General features: G+C 48.5%; 26 protein-coding genes and 1 tRNA gene. 4 read left to right on the forward strand and 23 right to left on the reverse strand.

The features are described 5' to 3' along the window. Positions 1-52: 52 nt before the first annotated feature. Positions 53-137, reverse strand: a tRNA-Leu gene (locus NG665_RS04595). Between the two features lie 172 nt (positions 138-309). Here NG665_RS04595 and NG665_RS04600 point away from each other — a divergent pair. Beyond that, a complete protein-coding gene (locus NG665_RS04600) occupies positions 310-786 on the forward strand; it encodes a pyrophosphohydrolase domain-containing protein (RefSeq protein WP_353888234.1) in 477 nt (158 codons plus the stop codon). 91 nt (positions 787-877) lie between these two features. On the opposite strand, the gene NG665_RS04605 is transcribed toward NG665_RS04600, so the two are convergent. The 5 genes from NG665_RS04605 to imuA' form a co-directional block, all read right to left on the reverse strand. Next, complete coding sequence (locus NG665_RS04605) at positions 878-1,510, reverse strand: hypothetical protein (protein ID WP_252672493.1); 633 nt, start codon at positions 1,508-1,510, stop codon at positions 878-880. After that, on the reverse strand, positions 1,507-1,968 hold the full coding sequence (locus NG665_RS04610; RefSeq protein WP_252672494.1) for a hypothetical protein: 462 nt from the start codon (positions 1,966-1,968) through the stop codon (positions 1,507-1,509). Before NG665_RS04610 ends, NG665_RS04605 begins: the two co-directional genes overlap by 4 nt. A 69-nt stretch (positions 1,969-2,037) precedes the next feature. After that, on the reverse strand, positions 2,038-5,205 hold the full coding sequence (locus tag NG665_RS04615) for an error-prone DNA polymerase (protein ID WP_252672495.1): 3,168 nt from the start codon (positions 5,203-5,205) through the stop codon (positions 2,038-2,040). After that, the gene (locus NG665_RS04620) at positions 5,198-6,754 is read right to left on the reverse strand and encodes a DNA polymerase Y subunit UmuC family protein (RefSeq protein WP_252672496.1); all 1,557 of its coding nucleotides are present in this window, start codon (positions 6,752-6,754) and stop codon (positions 5,198-5,200) included. Before NG665_RS04620 ends, NG665_RS04615 begins: the two co-directional genes overlap by 8 nt. Next, positions 6,751-7,392: a DnaE2-dependent mutagenesis accessory factor ImuA' gene (gene imuA', locus NG665_RS04625; RefSeq protein WP_252672497.1), complete on the reverse strand. Its 642-nt coding sequence runs from the start codon at positions 7,390-7,392 to the stop codon at positions 6,751-6,753. Before imuA' ends, NG665_RS04620 begins: the two co-directional genes overlap by 4 nt. 86 nt (positions 7,393-7,478) lie before the next feature. Between imuA' and NG665_RS04630 the strand changes: the two genes are divergently transcribed. Together NG665_RS04630 and NG665_RS04635 are read left to right on the forward strand one after the other, a co-directional pair. Then, positions 7,479-7,955, forward strand: a complete 477-nt coding sequence (locus NG665_RS04630; protein WP_252672498.1) for a tRNA (cytidine(34)-2'-O)-methyltransferase — start codon at positions 7,479-7,481, stop codon at positions 7,953-7,955. Between the two features lie 88 nt (positions 7,956-8,043). Next, positions 8,044-8,343, forward strand: a complete 300-nt coding sequence (locus tag NG665_RS04635; protein ID WP_252672499.1) for a helix-turn-helix domain-containing protein — start codon at positions 8,044-8,046, stop codon at positions 8,341-8,343. On the opposite strand, the gene NG665_RS04640 is transcribed toward NG665_RS04635, so the two are convergent. From NG665_RS04640 to glgA, 5 genes are all read right to left on the reverse strand, one after another. Further along, positions 8,340-9,185 carry a TrmH family RNA methyltransferase gene (locus NG665_RS04640; protein ID WP_252672500.1) on the reverse strand — a complete coding sequence of 282 codons (846 nt, stop codon included), beginning with the start codon at positions 9,183-9,185 and terminating at the stop codon, positions 8,340-8,342. The genes NG665_RS04635 and NG665_RS04640 overlap by 4 nt on opposite strands. An 87-nt stretch (positions 9,186-9,272) precedes the next feature. After that, the gene (locus tag NG665_RS04645; protein ID WP_252672501.1) at positions 9,273-10,319 is read right to left on the reverse strand and encodes an SPFH domain-containing protein; all 1,047 of its coding nucleotides are present in this window, start codon (positions 10,317-10,319) and stop codon (positions 9,273-9,275) included. Between the two features lie 25 nt (positions 10,320-10,344). Further along, the gene (locus NG665_RS04650; protein ID WP_252672502.1) at positions 10,345-10,785 is read right to left on the reverse strand and encodes an NfeD family protein; all 441 of its coding nucleotides are present in this window, start codon (positions 10,783-10,785) and stop codon (positions 10,345-10,347) included. A 60-nt stretch (positions 10,786-10,845) separates the two neighbouring features. After that, on the reverse strand, positions 10,846-11,631 hold the full coding sequence (locus tag NG665_RS04655) for an ABC transporter ATP-binding protein (RefSeq protein WP_252672503.1): 786 nt from the start codon (positions 11,629-11,631) through the stop codon (positions 10,846-10,848). A 38-nt stretch (positions 11,632-11,669) separates the two neighbouring features. Then, complete coding sequence (glgA, locus tag NG665_RS04660; protein ID WP_252672504.1) at positions 11,670-12,893, reverse strand: glycogen synthase; 1,224 nt, start codon at positions 12,891-12,893, stop codon at positions 11,670-11,672. 184 nt (positions 12,894-13,077) lie between these two features. Here glgA and glgC point away from each other — a divergent pair, with 184 nt between their 5' ends. Then, positions 13,078-14,337, forward strand: a complete 1,260-nt coding sequence (gene glgC, locus NG665_RS04665; protein ID WP_252672505.1) for a glucose-1-phosphate adenylyltransferase — start codon at positions 13,078-13,080, stop codon at positions 14,335-14,337. Positions 14,338-14,425: 88 nt separating this feature from the next. On the opposite strand, the gene NG665_RS04670 is transcribed toward glgC, so the two are convergent. The 12 genes from NG665_RS04670 to murJ form a co-directional block, all read right to left on the reverse strand. Further along, positions 14,426-14,917: a SixA phosphatase family protein gene (locus tag NG665_RS04670; RefSeq protein ID WP_252672506.1), complete on the reverse strand. Its 492-nt coding sequence runs from the start codon at positions 14,915-14,917 to the stop codon at positions 14,426-14,428. Positions 14,918-14,920: 3 nt separating this feature from the next. Further along, on the reverse strand, positions 14,921-16,534 hold the full coding sequence (locus NG665_RS04675) for an ABC-F family ATP-binding cassette domain-containing protein (protein ID WP_252672507.1): 1,614 nt from the start codon (positions 16,532-16,534) through the stop codon (positions 14,921-14,923). 240 nt (positions 16,535-16,774) lie between these two features. Then, on the reverse strand, positions 16,775-17,125 hold the full coding sequence (locus NG665_RS04680; RefSeq protein ID WP_435366691.1) for a metal-sulfur cluster assembly factor: 351 nt from the start codon (positions 17,123-17,125) through the stop codon (positions 16,775-16,777). Between the two features lie 22 nt (positions 17,126-17,147). Beyond that, positions 17,148-17,609, reverse strand: a complete 462-nt coding sequence (gene sufU / locus NG665_RS04685) for a Fe-S cluster assembly sulfur transfer protein SufU (protein ID WP_252672509.1) — start codon at positions 17,607-17,609, stop codon at positions 17,148-17,150. Continuing rightward, the gene (locus NG665_RS04690) at positions 17,606-18,880 is read right to left on the reverse strand and encodes an aminotransferase class V-fold PLP-dependent enzyme (protein ID WP_252672510.1); all 1,275 of its coding nucleotides are present in this window, start codon (positions 18,878-18,880) and stop codon (positions 17,606-17,608) included. The genes sufU and NG665_RS04690 overlap by 4 nt, the downstream gene beginning before the upstream one ends. A gap of 3 nt (positions 18,881-18,883) precedes the next feature. After that, on the reverse strand, positions 18,884-19,633 hold the full coding sequence (gene sufC / locus NG665_RS04695) for a Fe-S cluster assembly ATPase SufC (protein WP_252672511.1): 750 nt from the start codon (positions 19,631-19,633) through the stop codon (positions 18,884-18,886). Positions 19,634-19,668: 35 nt separating this feature from the next. Further along, entirely contained in the window at positions 19,669-19,992 is a 324-nt protein-coding gene (locus NG665_RS04700; RefSeq protein WP_252672512.1) for a Rieske (2Fe-2S) protein, read from the reverse strand. Continuing rightward, positions 19,985-21,115 (reverse strand): Fe-S cluster assembly protein SufD, encoded by a 1,131-nt coding sequence (sufD, locus tag NG665_RS04705; RefSeq protein ID WP_252672513.1) that lies wholly within the window; start codon positions 21,113-21,115, stop codon positions 19,985-19,987. Before sufD ends, NG665_RS04700 begins: the two co-directional genes overlap by 8 nt. Beyond that, positions 21,115-22,554, reverse strand: coding sequence for a Fe-S cluster assembly protein SufB (gene sufB, locus NG665_RS04710; protein ID WP_252672514.1), 1,440 nt, complete (start codon positions 22,552-22,554; stop codon positions 21,115-21,117). The genes sufD and sufB overlap by 1 nt, the downstream gene beginning before the upstream one ends. After that, positions 22,551-23,282: a helix-turn-helix transcriptional regulator gene (locus tag NG665_RS04715; RefSeq protein ID WP_252672515.1), complete on the reverse strand. Its 732-nt coding sequence runs from the start codon at positions 23,280-23,282 to the stop codon at positions 22,551-22,553. Before NG665_RS04715 ends, sufB begins: the two co-directional genes overlap by 4 nt. 132 nt (positions 23,283-23,414) lie before the next feature. Beyond that, complete coding sequence (locus tag NG665_RS04720; RefSeq protein WP_252672516.1) at positions 23,415-24,026, reverse strand: NUDIX domain-containing protein; 612 nt, start codon at positions 24,024-24,026, stop codon at positions 23,415-23,417. Then, positions 24,023-25,594, reverse strand: coding sequence for a murein biosynthesis integral membrane protein MurJ (gene murJ / locus NG665_RS04725; protein WP_252672517.1), 1,572 nt, complete (start codon positions 25,592-25,594; stop codon positions 24,023-24,025). Before murJ ends, NG665_RS04720 begins: the two co-directional genes overlap by 4 nt. Position 25,595: the final 1 nt, after the last annotated feature.

Consider the following 25,595-nt stretch of genomic DNA (forward strand, 5'->3'; position numbering starts at 1 on the left):
ATGCCGGTAGATAAATGAGAATCCCGTTTGATACATCAAACGGGATTCTCAGTGCGCGGAGGGGGACTTGAACCCCCACCCACTATACGTGGACTAGCACCTCAAGCTAGCGCGTCTGCCTATTCCGCCACCCGCGCAGGTGGTTGAATCGCTACTCAATAAAAGTATCGCTTCAAGCAACGGATAAAAATTTATCATCTATGTTGCGTATTTGCCAAATCCACGTAACGCATTTTGATGTGATCTGAAATACCATTGCATTTTCTTTCTTGTAGCACAATAATTTGAGGAGCCGTATAGTCTGGATTTATGACTATTGAATCGATTCCCGATGCTCGTAATCCCGAAACGTTGGTGCGCCAGTTTCACGAGATTTACCATCTACCCGCTCCCGATGATGGACCAAGCGCTGACCGTGAGCGCATCCATATGCGCCTGGCGTTAGTTGCCGAAGAGTTTGCAGAACTTGTTGGTGCAGCCTATGGCAAACAAGCACGGTCAATAATTGAAAAATCTTGGCATGAGGCGCGTGCATCTGATGATAAAACGCGCGATACCATCGAAGTTGCAGATGCCCTCGGTGATCTCATTTACGTTATATACGGGATGGCGCTCGAGCTCGATATACCGCTAACTGACGTGCTTCATGAAATACATGCGTCGAACTTATCTAAGCTCGATGCCGAGGGTAACCCTATCTATCGTGAAGATGGGAAAGTCTTAAAAGGACCACATTATTTCAGGCCTGATATTGCAAAAGTCCTAGGGATAGCACCAAAGCAATAATACCGATCTGTTCTTGATAGTGCTGATCTATCTAGCAACTGTTTCACGGCATTTGCGCTATACAACGGTATAGGCAAATGCCGTGACTCATTTATTGTGGCAAGTTCGTCGTATTTTGTTGCGGTACAACCACCGTATCTTGATACGGCATATTCGCAGTGGCTGGTTGTACGGTAGTCGTCGTGCTTGGTATGTGCGACGGCGATGTTGGCGAGAATTTTCGCTGTTGAATCCCAGCGATAAAAATACTTATTCCAGATAGAGTCTGTAATGTTGCGCCAATGGCAATAAACCCTAATCCTAAACCAACACCTGCTCCAAGAGCGTAAGCATCTTGGATGTGCGGATCGTAATGATAAACAACAATAAACACGATTGCGTATGATCCACAGGCTAAGATGCCTGCCATGATTATCGCCAAACGGTTAAAGGTTTTCCATGCCATAACAGCTATTGCAGCTAGTACCAGTGCGAGAATGCTCAGCACTGCAAGCACCCAGCCCATCACAGGAACTTCAATAAGATGAGTGAAGAAATATGATCCATCAATGCTCTGCCCAGCCACGGTAACTATTGAGTTATCAGGTAGTGACAAAAACGGTAAGAATAATCCAATCAGCGCACTAAGAGCGCCGAGGATCCCAAGAATTGCCCCATAGATAATAAAACCAGGTGTGGATTGTGGTTGAGAATATGGCTTAGAAGTAGAGGTCTGCACACTCATTTATTATCGCCTTCTTCGGTAATAATTTCGGCATCTTCAATATCTTCTTCAAGCGTAGCTTGGACGATCTTTGCCGCTAACTCATCAATATGTTTATCGATGCTCTTGCGCATCTTTTTCTTCTCTGCGCGTTCTAATTGATTAAGAACCGGCAAAACCTTAGCAATATTTTCAAGTTCGTCACGCCATTGCGCAGCCTTCTGTGCCTTATCCACACTATTGGCAGAACCGTAGAGGTAGGCAGTTTGTTCCCGCAAAACACTCACTCGTTCAGTAAGCTGCTTATATGCTCGGCCTTGCCCCACTGTTAGCACAGAGAGCCTACCTTTGATAATCTGCAAATATTCCGGGTTATCACGGATTAACTGCCGGATTTGTGGCCCATAATTTTGCACAATCTTGATTGCAGTTGGCCCAATGACTACTGCCAGACGAATAAGACTTCTAAACTTGCCCATGTATTCCACCTTTCTGCCTCAATGCTATCGTAAAGATGCTCATCATTGGTATTACGGTTATCGAACTATTTATCGAAAATCTCGCGAACTAAGCACAAGTGAGTGATCGACTCGTTCAATTCCATCAGCGATAAAATTTACTGCTCCATCATGCTTTTCAATAACCCCACGAACTATCACGATATTATTTTGCGTTGCATGGCGAAAACGTTTCCACATCCCTGCAGAGCACACGATATTCATCATTCCACTCTCATCTTCTAAAGATAAAAAAGTCATACCGCGAGCAGTGTGTGGCCGCTGCCGATGCGTGATACATCCAGCAATTTTGATACGCTCACCCACCTCGTGGGCAAAAGCTTGTTCAATTGTGAGTATCTTAGTATCACGAAGATACGGACGAAGAAACTCTAACGGATGATTAAACGGAGTAATACCCGTTGAATAAAGATCTGCTTTATGGGCTTCGAAATGAGTCATTTCCGTTAGACCATCAGTTTTTACTTCCACTTCAGTTCCCGGGATAACAGGCTGGTACCACTGATGCGTTAATGTGTGAGTCACTCCAATGTGTTGTGCCGCCCATATTCCACTACGCCGCGTAACTCCCAAACCTTCTAATGCACCGGCGGTCGATAAGAGTTGAATATGTTTTGCTGATAGGTGCGCACGTTGCACAAGATCATTAATATTGGCAAATGGTTTATCTACTCGCGCCTGATAAATACGTTCCGCAACGCCTCCGAGCCCCGAAATATGCTCAAGGCCAAGACGAATAGCAGTATCTGGATGCCGATCAACAAGTCGCATTCGAGCACTATTTCCTACTGCTAACTCCCCCACGAATTCCTGCACAGATGTTTTAACCTCGGAAGCAGTAACATCAACTGGCAAAAGATTAATGCCATGTAATCGCGCATCAGCAATAAGTGACTGTGGCGAATAAAATCCCATCGGTTGTGAACGTAGTAATGCCATATAGAAATGTTCTGGATAATGCACCTTTAGCCATGCACTTGCATAAACAAGATAAGCGAATGAAAATGCGTGTGATTCTGGAAATCCGAAATCTGCAAACGCGTCCAATTTATGGAAAATTTCTTCAGCCGTATCCACCTCGATGCCTCGTTGCCGCATTCCACTCATAAGCTGAGCATGCAATCGTGCAATACGTTCATGGCTACGTTGCGAACTCATTGCTTTACGCAACTGATCTGCTTGTGCCGGCGTAAATCCGGCTGCATCAATAGCAATTCGCATAAGTTGTTCTTGGAACAGTGGCACCCCAAGAGTTTTTTCTAAAGCTGGTTTAAGTAACGGATGCGCATATGTTACGCGCTCCCTTCCTCGCCGTCGAGAAATATAAGGATGAACGCTACCTCCCTGAATTGGTCCGGGACGCACGAGCGCAACTTCAATAACAATGTCATAAAACGTTCGTGGCCGAAGTCGCGGCAATGTTGCCATTTGAGCACGCGACTCAACTTGAAATACCCCGACGGTATCTGCGGCACATAGTAAGTCATATACTCGTGAATCATCTTGAGCAATATTGTGTAAGCCAACCGGCTTGCCATCACACCCCAGCACTCCTTGTTGCTGGATATGTGTAAATGCAATCCGCAACGCACTCAGCATTCCCAGCCCAAGAAGGTCAAACTTGACCAGTCCACTATCTGCGCAATCTTCCTTGTCCCACTGCAGTACCGTATGCCCTTCTTTACTTGCCCATCCCACCGGACAAACATCGATCACCGGCCGATCACACAAAACCATACCGCCAGCATGAATTCCTAGATGACGCGGTAGATTTTGCATCTTATCTGCGATAGATGAAACATTGCTCGGAATATCTACTATCGGTTCATGGCGCTCTTTTCCATGTATCCATGCATTAATCTCATGTGGTTGATAACCAAAAGCTCGTGCGCTATCGCGTAATGCAGAGCGAGCTCTATAGGTAATAACATTGGCTACTTGAGCTGCATTTGTTCGCCCATATCGTTGATAAACATGTTGGATGACTCGCTCACGCTGGCCCGCTTCGATGTCCAGATCGATGTCAGGTGCTTCTTTGCGGTCTGGCGAAAGAAAACGTTCGAATAGCATTTTATGCCGTACCGCATCTACAGCAGTTATCCCTAACGCAAAACATACTGCCGAATTAGCTGCAGATCCACGCCCTTGGCACCATATCCCCTCGCGATGACAAAATGAAACTATTTCTTCCACAATAAGAAAATAACCAGCAAAACCAAGATTGTTGATGATCTCTAGTTCGTGATCGATAAGTTCCCATGCCTGCCTTGCACGTTCTTTACTCCCATAGCGTTCATAGGCACCTCGGCTCACCAACTCTCGCAGCCACGTTTGTTCCGTATATCCATCTGGTACCGGAAAAGGCGGAAGACGCGGAGCGATTAACTCAAAATCAAACGCACATTCAGCTCCTAGTTGTGCCGCATGCTCAACTGCCTGCGGAAAATCTCGATGCAATATCGTCATTTCCTTTGCTGAACGTAAAACTGTTGGCCACGGTGGTAGCAGCGGACGAACATCGGCTAGTGTGCTATTTTTTCGAGTCGCGAACAAAACATCTGCAAGAGGTTTTTCACTTTCGGTTGCCATATGCACATCTCCAGTTGCAATGCACACAATTCCTGCACGATCTGCAACCTGTTTTAATGCTGCTCGTCGCTCACGATCATACGGATCACCGTATGCGGATAATTCCATAACCGTATTTTCTTGCCCGAACCGTTCAATAAGATCGATAAGTGCGCCATACGCACTATCTAGCGCCCATAGTCCAGATTCCTTCTCCAAGGCCTGCCGCACCTGGCTGTGCGATCCGCCGGTCACGACATACCATAAGTTATCACTAGCTGACGCCAAAGACTCCATATCATAGTGCGCCTGCCCTTTTTTCCCAGAGGCCAACAATGCGCTACCTATTTCATGGGATAGTTTGTGATATCCACGCGGATTTTTAGTCAAAATAAGTAGCTGGGAACTATCGTGGATAAACTTTAGCTCCGATCCAATCACAGTAGAGATACCGTGATCACGCGCAGCCCGAGTAAACCGAACGACGCCGGGAAATCCGTCAAAATCTGTTATCGCTAACGCAGATAATTCTAGTTGCGCTGCTCGGTGAACAAGATCTTCTGGCTGCGATGCTCCGGTGAGAAACGAGTAGCTCGAATGAGCATGGAGCTCAGCATACAAACTATTCATAGATTCCTTCTACCCACCATTTTCCATCTTGTCGATAACTCAAAAAGGCAATACCATCGCATACGAATTGCGACCATGCTCGGTAATAATGTTGCTCTGCACTCCACCAGCCTTCGGTATGCAACCATGGTCCGGCAATCTTTATTACTGAGTATTTACGGTTTCGAAAATAAATTGCAATGCCGTCTACTAACTCGCATTTTCCACTGCATACGATCATTGCCTCCTTGCTAACAGCGCATGGGGCACCGCATCGACATACACAAGAAATTTCTTCAGGTTTTTCAAGTATGACTGCTGGCCATGGGCGCGGGAGTTCGCCACTCCACTGGCAATTTTTCGCCACTTTCGTGTGCGTTCCCCACTGCTGAATTCCATAGGCTTGGCGTGGGTAGCGCCCGCCAAGATATCTTCCAATCTGTACCCCGCTATCACCTATCAAGCTACGCACTCGATCAATTACTCGTTGAACGTTACGATGTTCTTCACCTTCGTCACCCCATAATGTTTGTTGTGCTAATCCAGATGGTCGAAAATTGTAGGCAGTAATAACTATCTGAGTAATACCCACACCATCATTATCTGGCGTGGTATCTACATCGCGTAGTTGACCTAGCCATGCCGTTAATTGCCAGCGTATGCGCTGAGATATACCTTTAATATCGATACTTTCCATCGACCATATTTGTTCTTTTTCTACTCCATCACTGAGGGTGATCCGCACGAGTAAATCATCTGCCATGACGTTTCGATACCTGAGTTTTTCTGCCATATCAAAGGCAAGAGATTGACCTAGAAAAGCAATATGATCGAGATGCGAAACTGGTGTATCTAACACGCGCTCAATAGTTTCACTTTCTGGCGCATGGAAATATGGTGGACAAGGATCGCTTCCTTCTAAAAGTTGGAGAATCTCTACACCGGTTTTACCGAATCGTGCTATAAAATTTTGACGTGGAATTTGGCGAATATCGCCAAGCGATCTATACCCCAAAAGTTGAGCTAACTCAACAAATTCTCGCATTCGTTGATACTTTTCGCGTGGGAAATATGGTTGAATGATTCTTTCTATTGGCAGGTGATCAACCACATCTTCTATGTTCTGAGTTGCGCTATCTTGCCAACTAGCAGCAACAGCTGCGAAAACCCCAGGAGCGAAACCGATATGAGCTTCGAAGTCCACTCCCGCGATATCGCCAATAAGTTGCTCTGCTAGGGTGGAGCAGTCAACTGTTGCCGAGCATGGGAAAACGATAAGCCCCGGTTGAACAAGTGCGCAATGTAGAACATGGCGTTGCACGATTTCACATATTTCGTCACTGAGTCGATTACTAAGTGACATATTTTCTGCGATCACCGTTACCGATGATTGTGCGCTTGCTCTGTGACGCGACATACCCACATGAACATTAAGTAGCTGCGCCGGTTGGTTAACTGCGATAACCTCTTGGTTACGGACAACTGCTACCGCAGCTAGAAGATCGCAATTTTTCTCGTGCATTGCCACCGCGATATCCCATTGCGGAATCCACACTGCTCCATATATCACGCTCCACACCACCCTTTTTTAGAAAAATTCACGCATGTGCTACCTGCACGCGACGTAATCTCGTAATCGATGCCGCAAATAGGACCAATCTCAGTTATCCCGGTAGCTTCCCGTAAAACGCTTCCATGAATCTCACGTATCGTGGCGTCAATGTGTTGACTACTGCCCTGCCATGATCCCCAGCTCACAACTACGCATCGGCGCGAGCGTGCTTTTCTCTCCAACGTTCGCTGATACTTTTTAGGAACAAGAGAACTGGACACGATAACAACCGAACATCCGTCAATCAAACTTGAAAGAACTGCGTTTAGCTCATGTTTGACATCGGTAATCGCAATACATTTTTCAGTCCGAATTCCACTTTTTAGTGCAACATCCCAACTCCATTCCGGAATCCCAACATGAGCCACCCAACCACCGTACTCAGCGATTATTCCCCCAACTAACATGCACACTGCTAATGAACCCGATAATTCAATGACGCTTCCGTAGTTAATGCCATGCGGGAACACTGCTGATAAGTAGTGCGGAACTCGGTAGACTGATTCGTCATTATCGTAGGGAGTTACTGACCGTACTCCAGTATGAATCTCCGCTTGCTTCAACACATCGCGCGCCAAGGCTAGCCGGTTGGGCATCTCATCCCCCTTTCGAACATCTGTTCGATATACTATCGCGAATCTCCCACATAAAACCATTGACGTTTTTGCGATATTCTTAAGAGATGTTAAATTTCGTTTTTCATGAGCCAAAAATTCCTGGAAATACCGGCAATGCCATCCGCTTAGCCGCCTGCACCGGCGCTCGTTTGCACCTAATTGAGCCATTAGCTTTCAATTTCGACGACGCACATCTGCGTCGTGCCGGATTGGACTACCACGATTTAGCCGACCTCGTCATACACCCAAATTGGGAGGCAACAAAAGCCTATTTTGGCGAGAATTGCCGAGTATTTGCCTTCACATCACATACTGAAAATAACTATGCCGATGAACGTTATCGCGATGGCGATGTGCTACTTTTTGGCGCCGAACCCACCGGACTGCCAGATGACGTACTCAACGATCCATATCTAACCAAGCACCTAAGAATCCCTATGCTTGCAGGCCGACGGTCGCTTAACTTAGCTAATAGTGCTTCCATTGCACTCTACGAAGCCTGGCGTCAGCTCGGATTTAATGCCGCTGCACCAATTTCATAACACAAAACATCATCCTGTTAAAAAACTCACTAACCCATGCCGGGTATACCCCCCTGACTTTTGCCGGGTATACCTCAATGCTAGAAACATGATTGAACATTCATACGCAGAACGCATTTTAGGAACAATTCTCGGCAAGACTTTAGTCGCCCGTCGCAAAGAACTAGGCATGACTCAAGAAGAGGTCGCCCACAAGGCACAGATTAACCGAGAACACTACCAGCAAATGGAATACGGCCGATCAGATCGTAAACGCAATTCTCCACTCAATCCGAAACTCGGCACGCTTATACGGCTTGCAAATGCATTACGGATGCCAGTAGAAGAATTGTTACGCGATGCTATCGCAGCCTATGAGGAAGCTAAAAAGCACGAAGACCTATACTAACGAACCCGCAACTCCCACGCGGCAACAGCTCCAGCAGCGGCAACGTTTAACGAATCAACTCCGCCTGCCATGGGGATGACCACCGCGTGATCCGAATGGGCGATCGTCGCATTGCTTAAGCCATCTCCTTCAGTTCCTAAGATAAGAGCAACTTTGGAATCCGGAGCACTGACTTCAGGTAACTGTGCGAACTGGTCGAGCGTTAGCGCATCCTCACGCAAAGCAAGGGAAGCCGTGATCCAGCCACGCTCTTTCAAAATCTGCATTGAGCGTGGCCAGTGATCAATGCGGGTCCATGGCACTTGGAAAACTGTACCCATCGATACTCGCACCGCGCGTCGATACAATGGGTCAGATGCGGAATCGGTCAATAACACCGCGTCAAATCCAAGTGCGGCTATTGATCGGAACACTGCACCAACATTTGTGTGATTAACAAGGTTTTCTAAAACAACGATACGACGTGCAGAACTATGTGCGCCGATAAGACTATCGAGTGCTGGTAACGGCGGTCTGTTCATCGATGCTAAAGCCCCTCGGTGGACATGAAAACCGGTCAGCTCTTCAATAAGTTCCTCGCTGGCAACATATACTGCAACTGCGCCACCGTCACGAGCTCCAGTCGCCTTTTCAATAATAGGCTGTAGGGGTTGGAGCCACCGCTCAGACATAATAAACGAGCGTGGCATATGACCGGCATTAATCGCGCGTGCAATAACTTTATCGCCTTCGGCGATATACAACCCACGTTCAGCTTCAAGGCTTTTACGCAACGCCACATCTGTTAACGACGTATAGTCGTTTAACCGGGGATCTTCTAAAGATTCTAACTCGATAATCACAGCCTCTAGTGTACAAAAGACTCCCCACCACAATCAGTATGCGGTGGGGAGTCTTCTATCTCAAAACTGGTGGACGGCACTCAAAGGTTAACGCCCAGATTCTTCGACTACCTCATTTGCCCGATCTGCCTCGCCCTTAGCATCAGCAAGTGCATCTTCGGTGTTTTGCAAATTCGTTTCAGCTAACGAGGAAGCAAATTCGGCATCGTCAAGCCCGCTGAAATCAACTTTGACATCGTCATCACCTTTTCCGGCAAATCCTGCGGTGACGGCGTTGAGCGCGGCAGTGAGTTCGGTTGGCACAATCCATAGCTTCGACGACGAAGACTCAGCAATTTGCGGCAACATCTTCAAGTATTCGTACGAGAGCAACTTCGGATCGGCATTGCCGCGATGAATAGCATCGAAAACTTGGAGAATAGCACGCGATTCGCCTTGAGCTTCAAGAATAGCTGCCTGTGCTTGGCCTTCAGCTCGCAGAATTTGTGACTGCTTTTCACCTTCAGCTGTCAAAATTGCTGACTGCTTAATACCTTCGGCAGTCAAAATAGCTGCACGACGATCACGTTCGGCTTTCATTTGCTGTTCCATAGCAGATTGGACCGTAGCAGGCGGATCAATTGCTTTTAGTTCAACTCGTGAAACACGAATTCCCCATCGGCCAGTAGCCTCATCGAGTACACCACGAAGTTGCCCATTAATTTGGTCACGGCCAGTTAAGGCTTGCTCCATATCCATCGAGCCGATGATATTACGGAGGGTAGTTACTGCCAGTTGCTCGATTGCCGCCATCGGATTAGCAATTTCGTAGGTAGCAGCTTCTGGTTGAGTGACCTGGTAGTAGATGACGGTATCAATATTTACGACGATATTATCGGAAGTGATAACCGGCTGGGGAGGAAATGGAACAACTTGTTCGCGCATATCGATGCGCTGGCGCACCGAATCAATAAACGGAACTAAGAAATGTAGCCCAGGCTTGAGCGTCTTGTGGTATTTACCAAGCCGTTCAATAATAACGGTATATCCTTGATGGACCTGGATCACTGCCCGCCATATTGCTACAAAAATAAATAGTGCAACTAAGGCGAGAACAGCGAGAAGAATAATAGATGAAATCGCAATTGTTTCCATTATCGATTCGCCTTTCTATAAAAATTTATGCGGGTACGACGACGACTTGTGCGCCTTGAACTGCGGTAATTACTACTGTTGTGCCTGCTTCAATAGGCTCATGTGAGCTTACTGCACTCCAGGTATCGCCACCTATTTTTACTTGGCCACTGGTCGCATCAACGCGAGTAAGAGCTGTTGCGTTTTGCCCGGTTAATGCGTACACATTTGATTCATTGTTAGATGAATTGTTGATATGGCGACGAACCCACGGACGAACGAGAATAAGTAGAACTGTAGATACCACAGCAAAGGCAATGACTTGAACAACAAGTCCGGCCCCTAACGCAGAACTTAGGGTAGCAACAAGCGCGCCACCTGCAACCATTGTGAACGTAAAATCCACGGTCAGCATTTCTAAAATTAGCAAGACAACGAAAATACTTGCCCAAATTCCCCAAGCCATTTTTGCCCTTTCTTCGGACATACTGTTACATTAAGTTTACCAAACGCAACGAAGGATACCAATAACATCCTCAACGGCAACTTAACGGCGCACACTTGCAAAATATCGCCCATTGGCGTGACTGAGCTGTGCTGGTAGTCCAAAAAGTTCAGAGATATTGGCTTCCGTAATAACTGAAGGAATCTCTCCGGCAGCAAAAACACGTCCGTCTTTAACAAGGAGGGCATGAGTGAAACCTTGCGGGATTTCTTCAACGTGGTGAGTTACCATCACCATCACAGGTGAATAAGGTGCCCGAGCAAGATCTTCTAACGTCACAATGAGCTGTTCTCGGCCACCGAAATCTAGGCCGGCTAACGGCTCATCGAGAATGAGTATTTCCGGATCTGGCATAAGTGCACGGGCAATACCAACGCGCTTTCGCTCTCCAGAAGAGATACGCGCAAATCCCCGCTCAGCTAACGATTCTACGCCAAGTGTTGCTAACAAGCCACGGGCGCGATCACTATCTTCGGCGTCGTAGTCTTCAGTCCACGTTGCGCTACGTCCATAGGCGGCCGTGCGAACGACGTCGAGAACTTTTTCTCGACCAGAAATGCGCGCGTCAATCCCGGCAGAAGCCACCCCAACCATCGACTTAAGTTCGCGCAAATCCGTATCAGTAGTTGTTTCTCCTATAATTTCCACTGTTCCGGTCGTGGGCAGTGACCAGCCAGAAATGAGTGAAACGAGCGTTGTTTTACCTGCTCCATTTGGCCCAAGTATCACCCAATGCTCACCTTCGTTAACGTGCCACGAAACATCAGACAGGATAGACGCCTGGTCACGCACAACAGAAACGTTATTTACCTTTAACACATCACTCATGTTTTATCTTTAACCTCATCTAGTGTCACGGATATGGTTTAACGTGCCAAAATTTCGTTATAAAATGCCATCGTCTTGACGGCAATAGATTCCCAAGAGAAATGTTCTTCTGTTCTCTTTCGCCCAGCTAAGCCCATCTGAGAAGCTCTAGCTGGGTCAGAAACCATCTCAGCAAGTGCCATGCCGAGATCGCGTTCGAAAGTTTGGGGATCGAGCGGAGTACCAGTTCCATCATTCATCTGTTCGATCGGCACAAGCGTGCCAGTCACGCCATCTTCAATACAATCAGGGATTCCCCCGGTGTTTGTTCCAACGACCGGCAATCCCATCGCCATCGCTTCCAAATTAACGATTCCCAACGGCTCATAGATCGATGGGGTGACAAAGGTCGTTGAGCAAGCTAGGAGTTGCTGGATCTGTGTTCGTGGAAGGTGTTGATCAATCCATACAATCCCAGAACGCTTATCTTGTAATTCTTGGACTAGCTCGCGAGTTTGCGCCAATATTTCTGGCGTATCTGGAGCACCGGCACACAAAATCACCTGGACGTCATCGGGGACGTAGTGCAAAGCGCGTAATAAACCAGGCACGCCTTTTTGCCGAGTAATCCGCCCAACGAAAATAATAGTTGGCTTATCCGGGTCAAGATTATATGAGGCCATATATTGACGTGCCTGATCGAGTTCCTCATCGGTTTGCGGTGCTTTCCAGGCCTGAAGATCAATCCCGTTGTGAATAACATGCACCTTATCCGGATCAAGCTCGCGATAGCAAGAAATGATATCTTCACGCATGGCGTGCGAGACGGCGATGATACCGTCTGCTCCCTCATAGGCAGTTTTTTCTGCCCACAAGGAAAGATTGTAGCCGCCGCCGAGTTGCTCACGTTTCCATGGGCGCAACGGTTCTAAAGAATGTGCGGAAATAACGTGTGGCACCTCATGGAGTAGCCCAGCCCAATGCCCGGCCATATTGGCATACCAAGTGTGGGAATGAACGATATCGGTGCCGCTAACTGCACCGGCCATCGCCAAATCCACCCCGAAAGTCTTTAGCGCACTATTGCGCCCTTCGAGCTCGTCAAGATAGTTATATCCCGAAACGTTGATAGGATCATACTCGCCATCTGGGCGCGGACCATCAAAGGCATGGACATGCACATCTGCGTGCTTGGCCAAGACCTGAGATAGTTCAGCAACATGGACTCCTGCCCCACCATAAATATGTGGCGGAAATTCTCGAGTCAATAGATCTACGCGCATGATCTTTCCTTTCGCTATATCCTTCTTCTAACAATATCGCGAATCACGCCGTTAAGCGCGGAAGCTACGCCAGAGGTTTATTTTCGCCACGCTCCTGCATCGATTATCGCTAGGTTTGAAACTCCTTAGAGATAATTGTGTAAAAGCACCCCATCACAATCGACTCTTAGCTAAAGTTATAACTATGTATAGACCAAAGCGATCAAAACCACGTGTCCTAGCAATTGTCCTTGCCGGCGGCGAAGGCAAACGTCTGATGCCACTTACTCAAGACCGCGCTAAACCAGCAGTCCCTTTCGGTGGTATTTACCGTCTTATCGATTTCTCCCTCTCCAACCTTGTAAATTCGGGGTACCTCAAAGTCGTGGTACTCACCCAATACAAGTCGCACTCACTAGACCGCCATATCTCCCAAACCTGGCGTATGTCCACTTTGCTCGATAACTATATTGCACCAGTTCCAGCCCAACAACGTGTTGGCAAGAATTGGTTCTCCGGCTCAGCTGATGCCGTCTTCCAGTCGTTGAACATTCTCGATGACGAACGCCCCGATTACGTTGTAATCACGGGTGCAGACAACATCTATCGGATGGACTTTTCCCAAATGGTAGACCAGCACATTGCGTCCGGACGCGGACTTACCATCGCAGGTTTGCGCCAGCCACTTGAAATGTGCTCCTCGTTCGGCGTGATCGACACTGCACCTGAAGATCAAACGAAAGTCCGTCAATTCATTGAAAAGCCCGAACGCGTCGATGGGCTGCCAGATTCGCCTAATGAATTCCTTGCTTCGATGGGCAACTATGTGTTCTCAGCCGATGCCCTCGTAGAAGCATTATATGCCGATGCATCAAATACCGAATCTTCACACGACATGGGTGGCGATATTGTTCCGATGTTCGTTTCTCAAGGAGATTGTGGCGTCTACGACTTTACCTTCAATGAAATTCCTGGCTCTACCGAACGCGATCGCAATTACTGGCGCGACGTCGGTACAATCGACATGTTCCATGAAGCAAACCAAGATCTCATCTCAATCAGCCCAATTTTCAACCTCTACAACACCGATTGGCCACTCTACACTGGCTACACCGGGCTACCACCAGCCAAGTTCGTCTACGGTCACCATGAACGACTAGGCCACGCACTTGATTCGATCATTTCCCCCGGTGTCATTATTTCCGGTGGTGAAGTAATCGCTTCGGTACTCTCCCCGCATGTGCGCGTCAATTCATGGTCTTCAGTGCGTGACTCTGTGTTGTTCGACGGAGTAAACGTCGGGCGCAACGCCACAATCGTTCGCGCAATAGTCGACAAATACGTCAAGATTGATGAAGGTGCGCAGATCGGTATCGATCATGAGCACGATAAAGCGCGTGGTTGCTGGGTGTCTGAGGGCGGCATCGTCGTCGTTCCAAAGGGCGTCCATATTACGCGCGAATAACGCAAACAAACAAGATGTGTGGGTGTGGATCTAAACTCCACACCCACACTTTTATATCCGCAACTTCGTTAAGCCCATCAGCAGGGTTTCACTGTGCGTTGAGTTTCTCCCACGTTGGTAACATGCCCATCCCGAGATCATTCCACGCCACCTCAACCTTCGCGATGCCTACCGTAGCGGGGCTAAACCCACGCATCAGTTGGCGGGCGGGCTCAGTGGATGTATCAGCATAATAACCAACAAGCGAACTTACACTCGGTTCATGAGCCAGGATCAAAACCGTCGAACACTGCGCCGGAGTATCACTCACGCACCGCGCAAGATCGAGATAGTTACCGTGGTAGAGATCTGCCGATAGGCTCGTATGCTCAACGCTCAGACCACCGGATGTTAAACCGCGCAGAGTCTGACGCGTACGGCGGGCATCTGAAACCCAAGCATAGTCAATAACTGCGAACCGCTCAGCTAGCATTCTACCCATACATTGGGCTTGGCTAACGCCAAAGGCAGTTAGCGCGCGCTCGTGATCAACCGAGCCATACCCGGCTTCGGCATGGCGCATAATAATCAAATTTTTCATCGCTTACGCCAACGTGATCAGATCGAAATACTCATCCGACCACAAGTCTTCATCTCCATCAGGTAATAATAGCACTCGCTCGGGATCAAGAGCTTGGACTGCTCCTTCATCGTGGGTAACTAAAATAACTGCACCTTCATATTTACGCAACGCGTTAAGAATCTCTTGTCGCGAGGCGGGGTCGAGATTGTTTGTCGGTTCGTCTAAGAGTAGAACGTTGGCCGCTGAAACCACGAGCATCGCTAAAGCCAATCGAGTTTTCTCGCCACCCGAAAGCACCCCGGCTGGCTTATCGGCGTCCTCACCAGAAAAAAGGAAAGATCCAAGAACCGAACGCACTGCGGTGTCATCAAGTTCAGGAGCAACGTAGCGCAAATTCTGCACAACCGACTTTTTCGTGTCAATTGTTTCGTGTTCTTGGGCATAATATCCAAGTTTAAGACCGTGACCAGCGATCACCTTGCCAGTATCAGGTTTCTCAACGCCGGCAAGTATTCGCAATAGCGTTGTTTTCCCAGCACCGTTGTACCCTAAAACCACGACCCGTGACCCGCGATCAATTGCCAAATCCACGCCGGCAAAGATTTCTAAAGAACCATACGACTTTGTTAGGCTCTGCGCCATAAGCGGAGTTTTTCCCGACGGCGCGGGTTTCGGAAACCGCAAATGCGCAACTTTATCGACCGTACGCTCCTCTTCGACATTCTCCAGCAATTTTTCAGCGCGTTTAAGCATATTTTGTGCGGCTACTGCTTTTGTCGCTTTGGCTTTCATTTTCATGGCTTGGGCGGTAAGCGCTGCAGCTTTCTTAGCTGCGTTTGCCCGTTCGCGACGACGACGAACCTCATCTGCATCGCGCTGCTTAAGATACGCATCCCACCCCATGGCATACAAGTCAATAACTGACCGGTTAGCGTCAAGATACCAGATGTGATTAACCGTCTCGCGAAGTAACTCAACTGAGTGAGAGATCACGACGTAACCGCCGGAATAGGACTTAAGCCAATCTCGTAACCAGATTATTGAATCGTGATCTAAGTGATTAGTTGGTTCATCTAGTAAAAGTGTTTCGGCGCCGGAAAATAGGACCCGGGCGAGTTCGACGCGACGTCGCTGTCCGCCCGAAAGCGTGTGCAATTCTTGCCCAAGTGTTCGTTCATCTAATCCTAGTGAGGCCGCGATCTGGGCTGCCTGTGCTTTGGCCGCATAACCTCCAGCAGCGGTGAACTCCATATCGAGGCGAACATATTTTTCCATAGCTTTTTCTTGCTTTGGACCGCTAAGGGTAGACATGTCATGCTCAGCTCGCTGGATAGAGCGCAGCATTCGTTCAATACCACGAACAGAAAGAATCCGATCCAAAGCTACTTGTGCTGGATCACCAATACCCGGATCTTGTGCAAGGTAGCCAATTGAACCTTTGCGAGTAATCAAACCGCCGTATTCAACAACCTCTGAGGTTGTACCTTCGCCGGCCAATAAGCGCATTAGCGTGGTTTTGCCGGCACCATTTCGGCCCACCAAACCGATAGCCGAACCTTTATCGATATGCAACGTGGCATCAGTTATCAAGGCACGCGTACCGATATTCATTGATAGATCTTGGGTATGAATCACGTATCTAGCTTACCTGCGCTCTGCTCCGCGCCCACGATTGACAGCCGTGTAGCGCAACACAGCCCAGTATCGTGACAAGCTTATGAACAGCTAACCGCATCATGCTGTGCTGCGCAGGCAAGGCCGAGCATATACGAAGCTGGTAGTCACGGTGATCTCCTTCACCTGCCCCGGTTTTTCAGCCAAGAAGGGGGAGCATTGTCCAATGCTCCCCCAACGAGGTGATGTAACTGGCTAGGTTTAGACGTTAAAACCTAAAGCCCGAAGCTGGTCACGGCCATCTTCGGTGATCCGATCTGGCCCCCACGGTGGCAGCCACACCCAGTTAATCCGAAAATCACTAACAAGGTTAGCTACCGCTACAGCAGCTTGTTCCTCGATAACGTCAGTGAGCGGGCATGCTGCTGATGTAAGTGTCATATCAGCTACTGCGGAATCTCCATCGATGCTCAACCCATACAATAGGCCAAGATCAACGATGTTAATCCCGAGTTCTGGATCGATCACATCGCGAAGAGCTTCTTCAATCTCTTCAACAGTGACGTGCGAGTCAGTCATATTCTTCTCCTCAGCTTCGCAGCCGTTTTGGATATCGGATTACTTAAAAATTAGGTTACGTATGCTTTTGGTCAAGGGCTTTATCTGTTGCATCGCGCAGTGCCATCCATCCTAGTAATGCACACTTGATACGCATTGGAAACTTCGAAACACCTTGAAACGCGGCTGCATCATCTAGCAAGTCTGCCATATCCTCGTCTAGCTCTTGGCCTCGTTGATCCATCATATCGCGAAAAGCAGTATAAAGTTCATCAATGTCAGCTACAGTTTTGCCTTCAGCTAGATCATGCATAATCGATAACGAGGCTTGCGAGATAGAACAGCCCTGCCCGTCCCAAGCAATCTTTTCAACCCGAGATCCATCGGCAGAAAGGCGAACCTGTAACGTTGCCTGATCACCACAGGTAGTATTGACCTGGAAAGACTCCCCGTGGGCATCGTCAATATGGCCTTCACCGTGGCGCTCGCGTGATGCATCGAGAATAATCTGCTGATACATCTGATCAAGTTCACTCATAGTTCTCCCTCCACTCCAAAATAAGAACGCACGCGCGCTAAGGCATCGATGAACGCATCAACATCAGCACTCGTATTGTATGGGCCAAACGAAAGCCGCGATGACGACGATACACCAAAATGTTGATGAATGGGTTGTGCACAGTGGTGCCCGACTCGTATCGCGATTCCTGAGGAGTCTAAAAGTTGCCCTACGTCATGGGGATGTACACCTAAAACTTCAAAGGCAATCACCCCGATGCGATGCTCTGTTTGACGTGGCCCTAGTATCCGAATACCAGGAATGTCTTCGATCTTTGATAACGCGTAAGCTGTCAGCTCGGTTTCATGGTCAGCCACATTGTCCATACCTATTTCAGTAAGGTATTGGACTGCTCGGCTTAACCCAACAATTTGCGAAACTGGTTGGGTACCAGCTTCGAAACGTGCCGGTGGCGGCGCAAATGTTGTCTTTTCCATCGTGACAACTTCCACCATAGAACCACCAGTTAAGAACGGTGGCATTACTTTCCCGATTTCAGACTTGACGTAGAGAACACCAATACCGGTAGGACCAAGCATTTTATGCCCGGAAAATACTGCGAAATCGACGTCGAGATCTTTGAAATTAACTGGGATATGGGGCACCGACTGGCAGGCATCGAGAACAACAAATGCGTTATGCCCCCGCGCACACGCTACAAGTTCGCTAACCGGGGCGATTGCCCCTGTTACGTTAGAAACATGGCCGAAAGCAACAACGGCTGTCTTATCGTCAATAACATCTATAGTACTAAGATCTATGCGCCCGTCCGCATCGAGATCTAGCCAGCGAAGTTCGACTCCGGTGCGGTGCGCAAGTTCTTGCCATGGGATCAAATTGGCATGATGCTCAGCCCGAGTCACAACGATATTATCGCCCGGAGCTAACGCAAAGATCGTATCTTTGCCAAACTGACGGTGCTCATAGGTTTCATTTAAGAATGTATAAGCCAGCGCATTTAAGGCTTCGGTAGAATTTTTGGTCCACGAAATTTCATCGGGTTTTACCCCCACGAAGTGTGCGATCGCAGCGCGGGCGTCTTCAACAGCAAGCGTAGATTCACCAGCTAAAATATGTGAACCTCGATTGACCCCGCCGTTGTGGAATAACGCATGCTCGCGCATCGCATCGATAACCTGGATCGGTTTTTGCGCGGTAGCTGCTGAATCAAGGTAAACGAGGCGAACCCCATCATAGACTTCGCGGTCTAAGATGGGGAAATCGTCTCGAGCAACGAGTGCTCTAGTCACAATCTAACCTTCATACTTCTCATAGCCATCGGCTTCCAAAACTGCAGCGAGTTCTGGTCCACCTGATTCCGCAACACGACCATCGACAAATACGTGTACGAAATCTGGCTTGATGTAATTCAAAATACGAGTGTAATGGGTGATCAGCAAGACTCCATTGTTAGTATTTTCATGGACGCGATTAACGCCTTGGGAGACCAAACGCAATGCGTCGACGTCGAGACCAGAATCAGTTTCGTCAAGTATCGCAAACTTTGGCTTGAGCATTTCGAGCTGGAGAATCTCAACTCGCTTCTTTTCCCCTCCAGAAAAGCCCACATTGACATCGCGCGATGAGAAATCTTCGTCGATCTTCAAATCGCTCATTGCCTGCTTCATTGATTTAACCCATTCGCGCAACTTAGGTGCTTCACCATCGATGGCGGTCTTGGCTGTGCGCAAGAAGTTCGTTACTGTAACACCGGTGACTTCTACTGGATATTGCATAGCCAAGAATAGACCGGCACGAGCGCGTTCATCTGCAGACATTTCGACAATATTTTCACCATCTAAAAGGACTTCGCCTTCGGTGATTTCATATTTAGGATGCCCTGCAATGGCGTAGGAAAGGGTCGATTTTCCAGAACCATTTGGCCCCATCACTGCATGGATTTCACCGGAGTTAATCGTAAGATTAACTCCGCGCAGGATTTGCTTTGGTCCATCTGCGGTTTCCACAGATACGTGTAAATTCTTAATTTCTAAGGTAGACACTGGTTATTCTCTTCTCTTTAATAAAGTTATTCGTTTTAGACGGTGATATAGACGTTATCGCCGTCTATGCGCACCGGGTAGGTTGTGAGTTTGCGGGTGGCGGGCAATGAGATGACATCCCCGCTTTGAAGGTCAAATACTGCTCCGTGGCGCGAACATTCAATGGTCTGATCTTCAACCCAACCATCTGATAGTTTGACTCGTCCATGGGTGCATTGATTATGGGTAGCGAACCAGTTGCCTTGATCCGATTGGATAATGGCAACACTGAGTTCTTGGTCATCAGCTATATGCAGGTCGAATCCTTGTACAGACCCGGCTGCTACATCAGTTGTTGAACATACCCGATATTCACTCATGGGAGGTACCACTCATGGTTAAATCGAGCTCTTCTTCGATGGCGGCCATTAGATTCTGTTCCACTGTTTCAACACCGATTTGGTGAATCAATTCAGCAAAGAAACCGCGTACAACGAGCCGGCGGGCTTCTTCTTCTGCAATTCCTCGTGACATGAGATAGAAGAGTTGCTCGTCATCGAAGCGTCCGGTAGCTGAGGCATGGCCGGCACCTTCGATTTCACCAGTTTCGATCTCAAGATTAGGAACTGAATCAGCACGAGCACCCTCGGTCAATACCAAGTTGCGGTTCAGTTCATAGGTATTGGTGCCGATTGCTTCTGGGCGTATTAGAACATCACCAATCCATACTGAGTGTGCATCTTGGCCTTGCAGTGCACCTTTATAGGTCACGTTTGATACAGCGTTTTCGACGCTATGATCGACCAGCAGGCGATTTTCAATATGCTGCCCGCTATCGACGAAGTACGCACCGAGCATATTGACGTCACTACCAGGGGCAGTGTATTGAACTGAGGATGTTACCCGCACCAGATCGCCACCTAGCGAAACAACAATGTGTTTGAGTGTCGCATCACGTCCCATTCGAATGCGATGTGAGGCGGTGTGGACGGCGTCGTCATTCCATTGCTGGACGGAGACGAACGTTAAGTGAGCACCATCGCCGACCACAATTTCTACGCCTTCATTAACTCGGCCAGAGCCAGAGTGGTGGAGGACGACCGTGGATTCGGAGTGGGTTTGAGCTTCGAAGTAAAAATGAAGTGGTGAGACCTGTTCATCAGATTTACTGACTACTGACACAGTGACCTCTTGATCGAGGCGCGCATCGCGTGGAATCGTGATCATGTGTGCTTCACGGAAGGAGTTCCATTCGACGACGGCGGTACGATCTTCTGGCGGAAAACCATTGCCCAAGCGTTGATCGTCGCGCCCGCCAACTTCGTAGTTAGCTTCGCCAGAAACACTAACGTCAACGCTATTGCCGCTAGCGAGCTCAAAAAGTGGCGCTACGCGCTCTAGGGGAGTAAAACGCCATTCTTCTTCGCGCCCGTGCGGAACGGGGAAGGTCTGAAGATCAAAGGATAATGCGCGATCGGCGCGCGAATTCATAACGGTAGCCATCAGCCGACAGATCCTTCCATCTGGAGTTCGATAAGGCGATTTAATTCAAGTGCGTATTCCATCGGCAATTCTCGCGCAATGGGCTCAACGAAGCCGCGCACAATCATCGCCATCGCCTCAGTTTCTTCGATTCCTCGGGACATAAGATAGAACAACTGTTCTTCTGAGACTTTCGATACAGTGGCTTCGTGACCCATTTCGACGTCGTCAACGCGAACATCAACATAAGGATAGGTATCCGAACGTGAAATCGAATCTACCAACAGCGCATCGCACAACACATTGGACTTAGAATGTTTGGCTTCCGGTTCAATTTGGACTAAGCCACGATATGCAGAACGCCCTCCTGCGCGTGCAACTGACTTCGAGACAATTGATGAGGAGGTGTACGGTGCCATGTGGACCATCTTTGAGCCGGTGTCTTGGTACTGCCCTTCGCCTGCGAACGCGATAGATAGTGTTTCCCCGCGCGCGTGTGGGCCGGTGAGGTAGACGGCTGGGTATTTCATCGTCACCTTTGAACCAATGTTGCCATCGATCCATTCCATAGTGCCGCCTTCTTCTACGATGGCGCGCTTGGTGACGAGGTTATAGACGTTGTTGGACCAGTTTTGAATTGTGGTATAGCGAACTCGCGCGTTCTTCTTCACAAAGATTTCCACAACGGCAGAATGCAGTGAATCGCTAGAGTAGATTGGTGCCGTACATCCTTCGACGTAGTGCACATACGAATCTTCATCTGCGATAATCAACGTGCGTTCAAACTGGCCCATGTTTTCGGTGTTGATGCGGAAGTATGCTTGAAGTGGAATCTCAACATGCACACCTTTTGGAACATAGACGAAAGATCCACCTGACCAAACAGCAGAATTCAACGAAGCGAACTTGTTGTCACCTAACGGGATCGCAGTACCGAAATATTCTTGGAAGATCTCTGGATACTCGCGCAATCCGGTGTCAGTATCGAGGAAGATCACGCCTTGTTCTTCGAGATCTTCGCGGATCTTGTGGTAAACGACCTCCGATTCGTACTGTGCCGCGACGCCGGAGACGAGTCGTGCTTTTTCAGCTTCTGGGATACCTAGTCGATCATAGGTGTTCTTGATCTCTTCGGGGAGGTCTTCCCACGTATTGGCTTGACCCTCAGTAGATTTCACATAGTACTTAATCGTATCGAAATCGATTCCAGAAAGATCCGCGCCCCAGTTAGGCATTGGTCGGCGTTCAAATAACGTCAAAGCCTTCAAACGCTTCTTTAACATCCACTCCGGCTCAGCCTTTTTCGCTGAGATATCGCGCACAACATCTTCATTTAAGCCGCGTTTGGCGCTTTGGCCGGCGATATCAGTGTCATGCCAACCGTATTGATACTTCCCGCCAACGGCCTCAATTGTTTCTTCTTGGGTCAGCTGTGCTGGGCCCGTCCCGGTTTGGGTCATTTATTTCCTTCCCGATCGTCAGTTGTATCTGACGTTGATTTTTGCGTCGCTACACGAGAACGCAAATTTTGTGGAATACCCAAGAGGATATTCGTGGTACACACGTGCCCGCCGTTTGCTAACGTGGACAGTCGCTGAATAGGGACCCCGAGTAAACGTGCAAAAGCTTGAGTTTCTGCTTCACACATTTCTGGAAAGTCCTTAGCTACTTCTTGAATTGGGCAATGCCCCTGGCATAACTGAATCGCTAAAGCATGCGGTCCGCCTCTGCGCAAAGTAGCTACAAAACCATCTTTGGACAACGCCTGAGCTAACGTAGCAGTCTTCTCTGCAGTTGATTGACCTGATTTTTCAAGAATTGATCGGTAGCGTGACTCGAGCTTAGAGGTGCGCGCCCGAACAAAATCATCGACGCCATCATCCCCAAGTTCAGCTCGCAAAAAAGCTAACGCCTGGTTTGCTAAATCTGCATATCCTTGGCCCAAGAGCTCTTGGCCGGCAGCTGTAGCAATATAGCGCCGCGAGGGACGCCCTCTACGAGCTGGGCCTTGATTACTCCCCGCGTAGGCTTCGATATTATTCTCAGCTACAAGCGTTGAAATATGCCTGCGCACCGCAGCTGGAGTTAGAACCAAAATCTTAGCTAATTCTCCGGCGGTAATAGGCCCGCGTTCAACGATCAATCTCAGGATTTGTTCGCAGGTGCCAACATCTTCTGTATCTACCATGTACACCTCCCGCACCAATCAATCTTTACACAACATTTTTGTTGCAATATTCGAGTTTTGCAAGTCGGTAGGTCAGATTTACGCCACAGTCGAACATGAAATAGTCGCAATATAGACGTTTAATGGTGTTTATTACTCATCGAGTAGACGTTGGGCTGCCAAGATACCTGTAACTAACGCCGGACTTGTAAGGTCACCACGATAGATGGCATCGATGACGTCGGACATCGCGATCCAATGCACCGTTATTTCACGCTCTTCTTCAATCCGATCGAAATCGACGTCGGACAGTTGTGAAATACCTCTAGCCAGGAAAAGCGTCACTGCCTCATCACTAACGCCAGCAGAGGCATGGATCCGCACTAACTCTTGCCAATTATCAGCGGTGTAACCGGTCTCTTCAGCCAACTCGCGCATCGCTGCGCTGCGGCGATCTTCTCCTTCAATATCGCACAATCCGGCTGGTACTTCCCACATCATCAACCGTGGGGCGTGGCGATATTGATGGATCAACAAGACTTCCCATGTATCCCCACTAGGGCGAACTGCTACGATGCCCACCGCATCAGCATGTTTCATGTATTGTCTGCGGGCGCTATCGCCAAATGGGAACACAACTTCATCGTCATAGACGTCAAAAATAGGACTGTGGAAAGTCAACGACGAGGAAAGAACATCGACGTGATCTGGAACGAAAACGTCGCGTAACGCGAGCTCACCGATAGCAGTAGGGTAGGTCTTCACACGAATGCCTTCTTCCGAAAATCTATGCCAACTATATAAAACATTGGTCCAAGTACCACAAGTGCCCCGATACTAGCCGCAATCAAGGACGGAATAATTCCAGGACCAAGTAAGTTAATAAACCAAATCTCCACCCGCGGTACCAAGAACCACGCAACGCTACCGGAAATTGCCAACACGCCACCGCCTCGAGCTAACCGGGCCCGATAGGCAAAGACAATCCGGGCACCACTAGCGTGGCGGAGGAAGCCAACAAGTACAACTCCCCCAATAGTTAACCCCACCGAAAGTGAAACCCCTACCCACTGCAAGGTCGCTTCACGTCCATGAACATCAAAAACATAACCTAAAGCCAAGCAAGCAATAACCGCACACCACGCAATAGAATTACTAGCTATGACCAAATACGGCCTACCAAGTGCGTACAAAACACGCGCACCGTGGTAAAGCAAAGAAAATCCAATCGCCCCAAACGCCATACTTTGCAAGGCAATGTCAAGACCAGTGATCGTATTACCAAGTTCTATAATGCCTTTAGCTGGAGTAGCCAACGTGGCGATAAGCACCGCAGCCGTTGCGCCCATAAGTAAAACCAAATACGTTGAGTTTTCTACAAGATGGCGCAGTTTTTGCATCTCATGTAGCTCAAAGGCCTGCGAGATACGTGGAAATACCGCCGTAGCAATCGGAACAGCCAAAACCGCATACGGGACCATGAAAACCGCATACGCGTAATTGAACGCAGCAAACGTACCCGGGTCAGAAAGATCATTAGTCGAATACATAATCGACAAAATGGCAAGCTGTTGGGCGATAAGTCCAGCTAAGCCAGCACCTCCCAAGCGCACCGTATCACGGGCAACTCCGGGCGGAAACGACCATGAAAAGCGAATCTTTACAATACGCATAACCGCAGGAAGTTGGACTAACGAGAAGACTGCAACTCCCGCCGTCGTCCCCCACCCCAATAACACGATCGCCATGGTGGAAATGTCTTGAGGCTGGGTTTGCGCCCCAACGCTTAGGGCATACCATACAAAAACTCCCACAACGACTGTAGATGAAATCAATGGCGCCACGGCGGGAAGACCAAAGCGTTTGTGCGCTTGTAAAACCCCAGAAAAAACCACAGATAACCCGTAGAGCGGAATTTGCCAAGCAAAAATCTGTAGCAACGTCGTGCCCAAATCAATTTGCGCTGCACTGCCAGAGGCCAGCAAAAAAGAGGTGATGAACCGGGCACAGAACATCACGATAACCGCAATTGGAATCGACACCGTCAAAATCCAGGTCACCAGTGCAGAAACCGTCTTTGATTCTTCCTGATGGAGGTTGTGCGCTAAAAAGCGCGATATTAACGGAATGACCGCACCAGCTAGGGCACCGCCTGCAACAACCTCAAACAAAATATTGGGCACGGTGTTCGCAGTATCATACGTGCCAGCAACAACACCGTCTGACATCGCCCATGATTGTGCAAGTTTACGAACCAAACCCATGAATCGAGCACCCAGTGTGACAATGGCAATCATGCCTGCTGCACCGATCACTGAGGAGATTTTCTTCATA

Source organism: Arcanobacterium pinnipediorum (genome assembly GCF_023973165.1).
Lineage (GTDB): Bacteria > Actinomycetota > Actinomycetes > Actinomycetales > Actinomycetaceae > Arcanobacterium > Arcanobacterium pinnipediorum.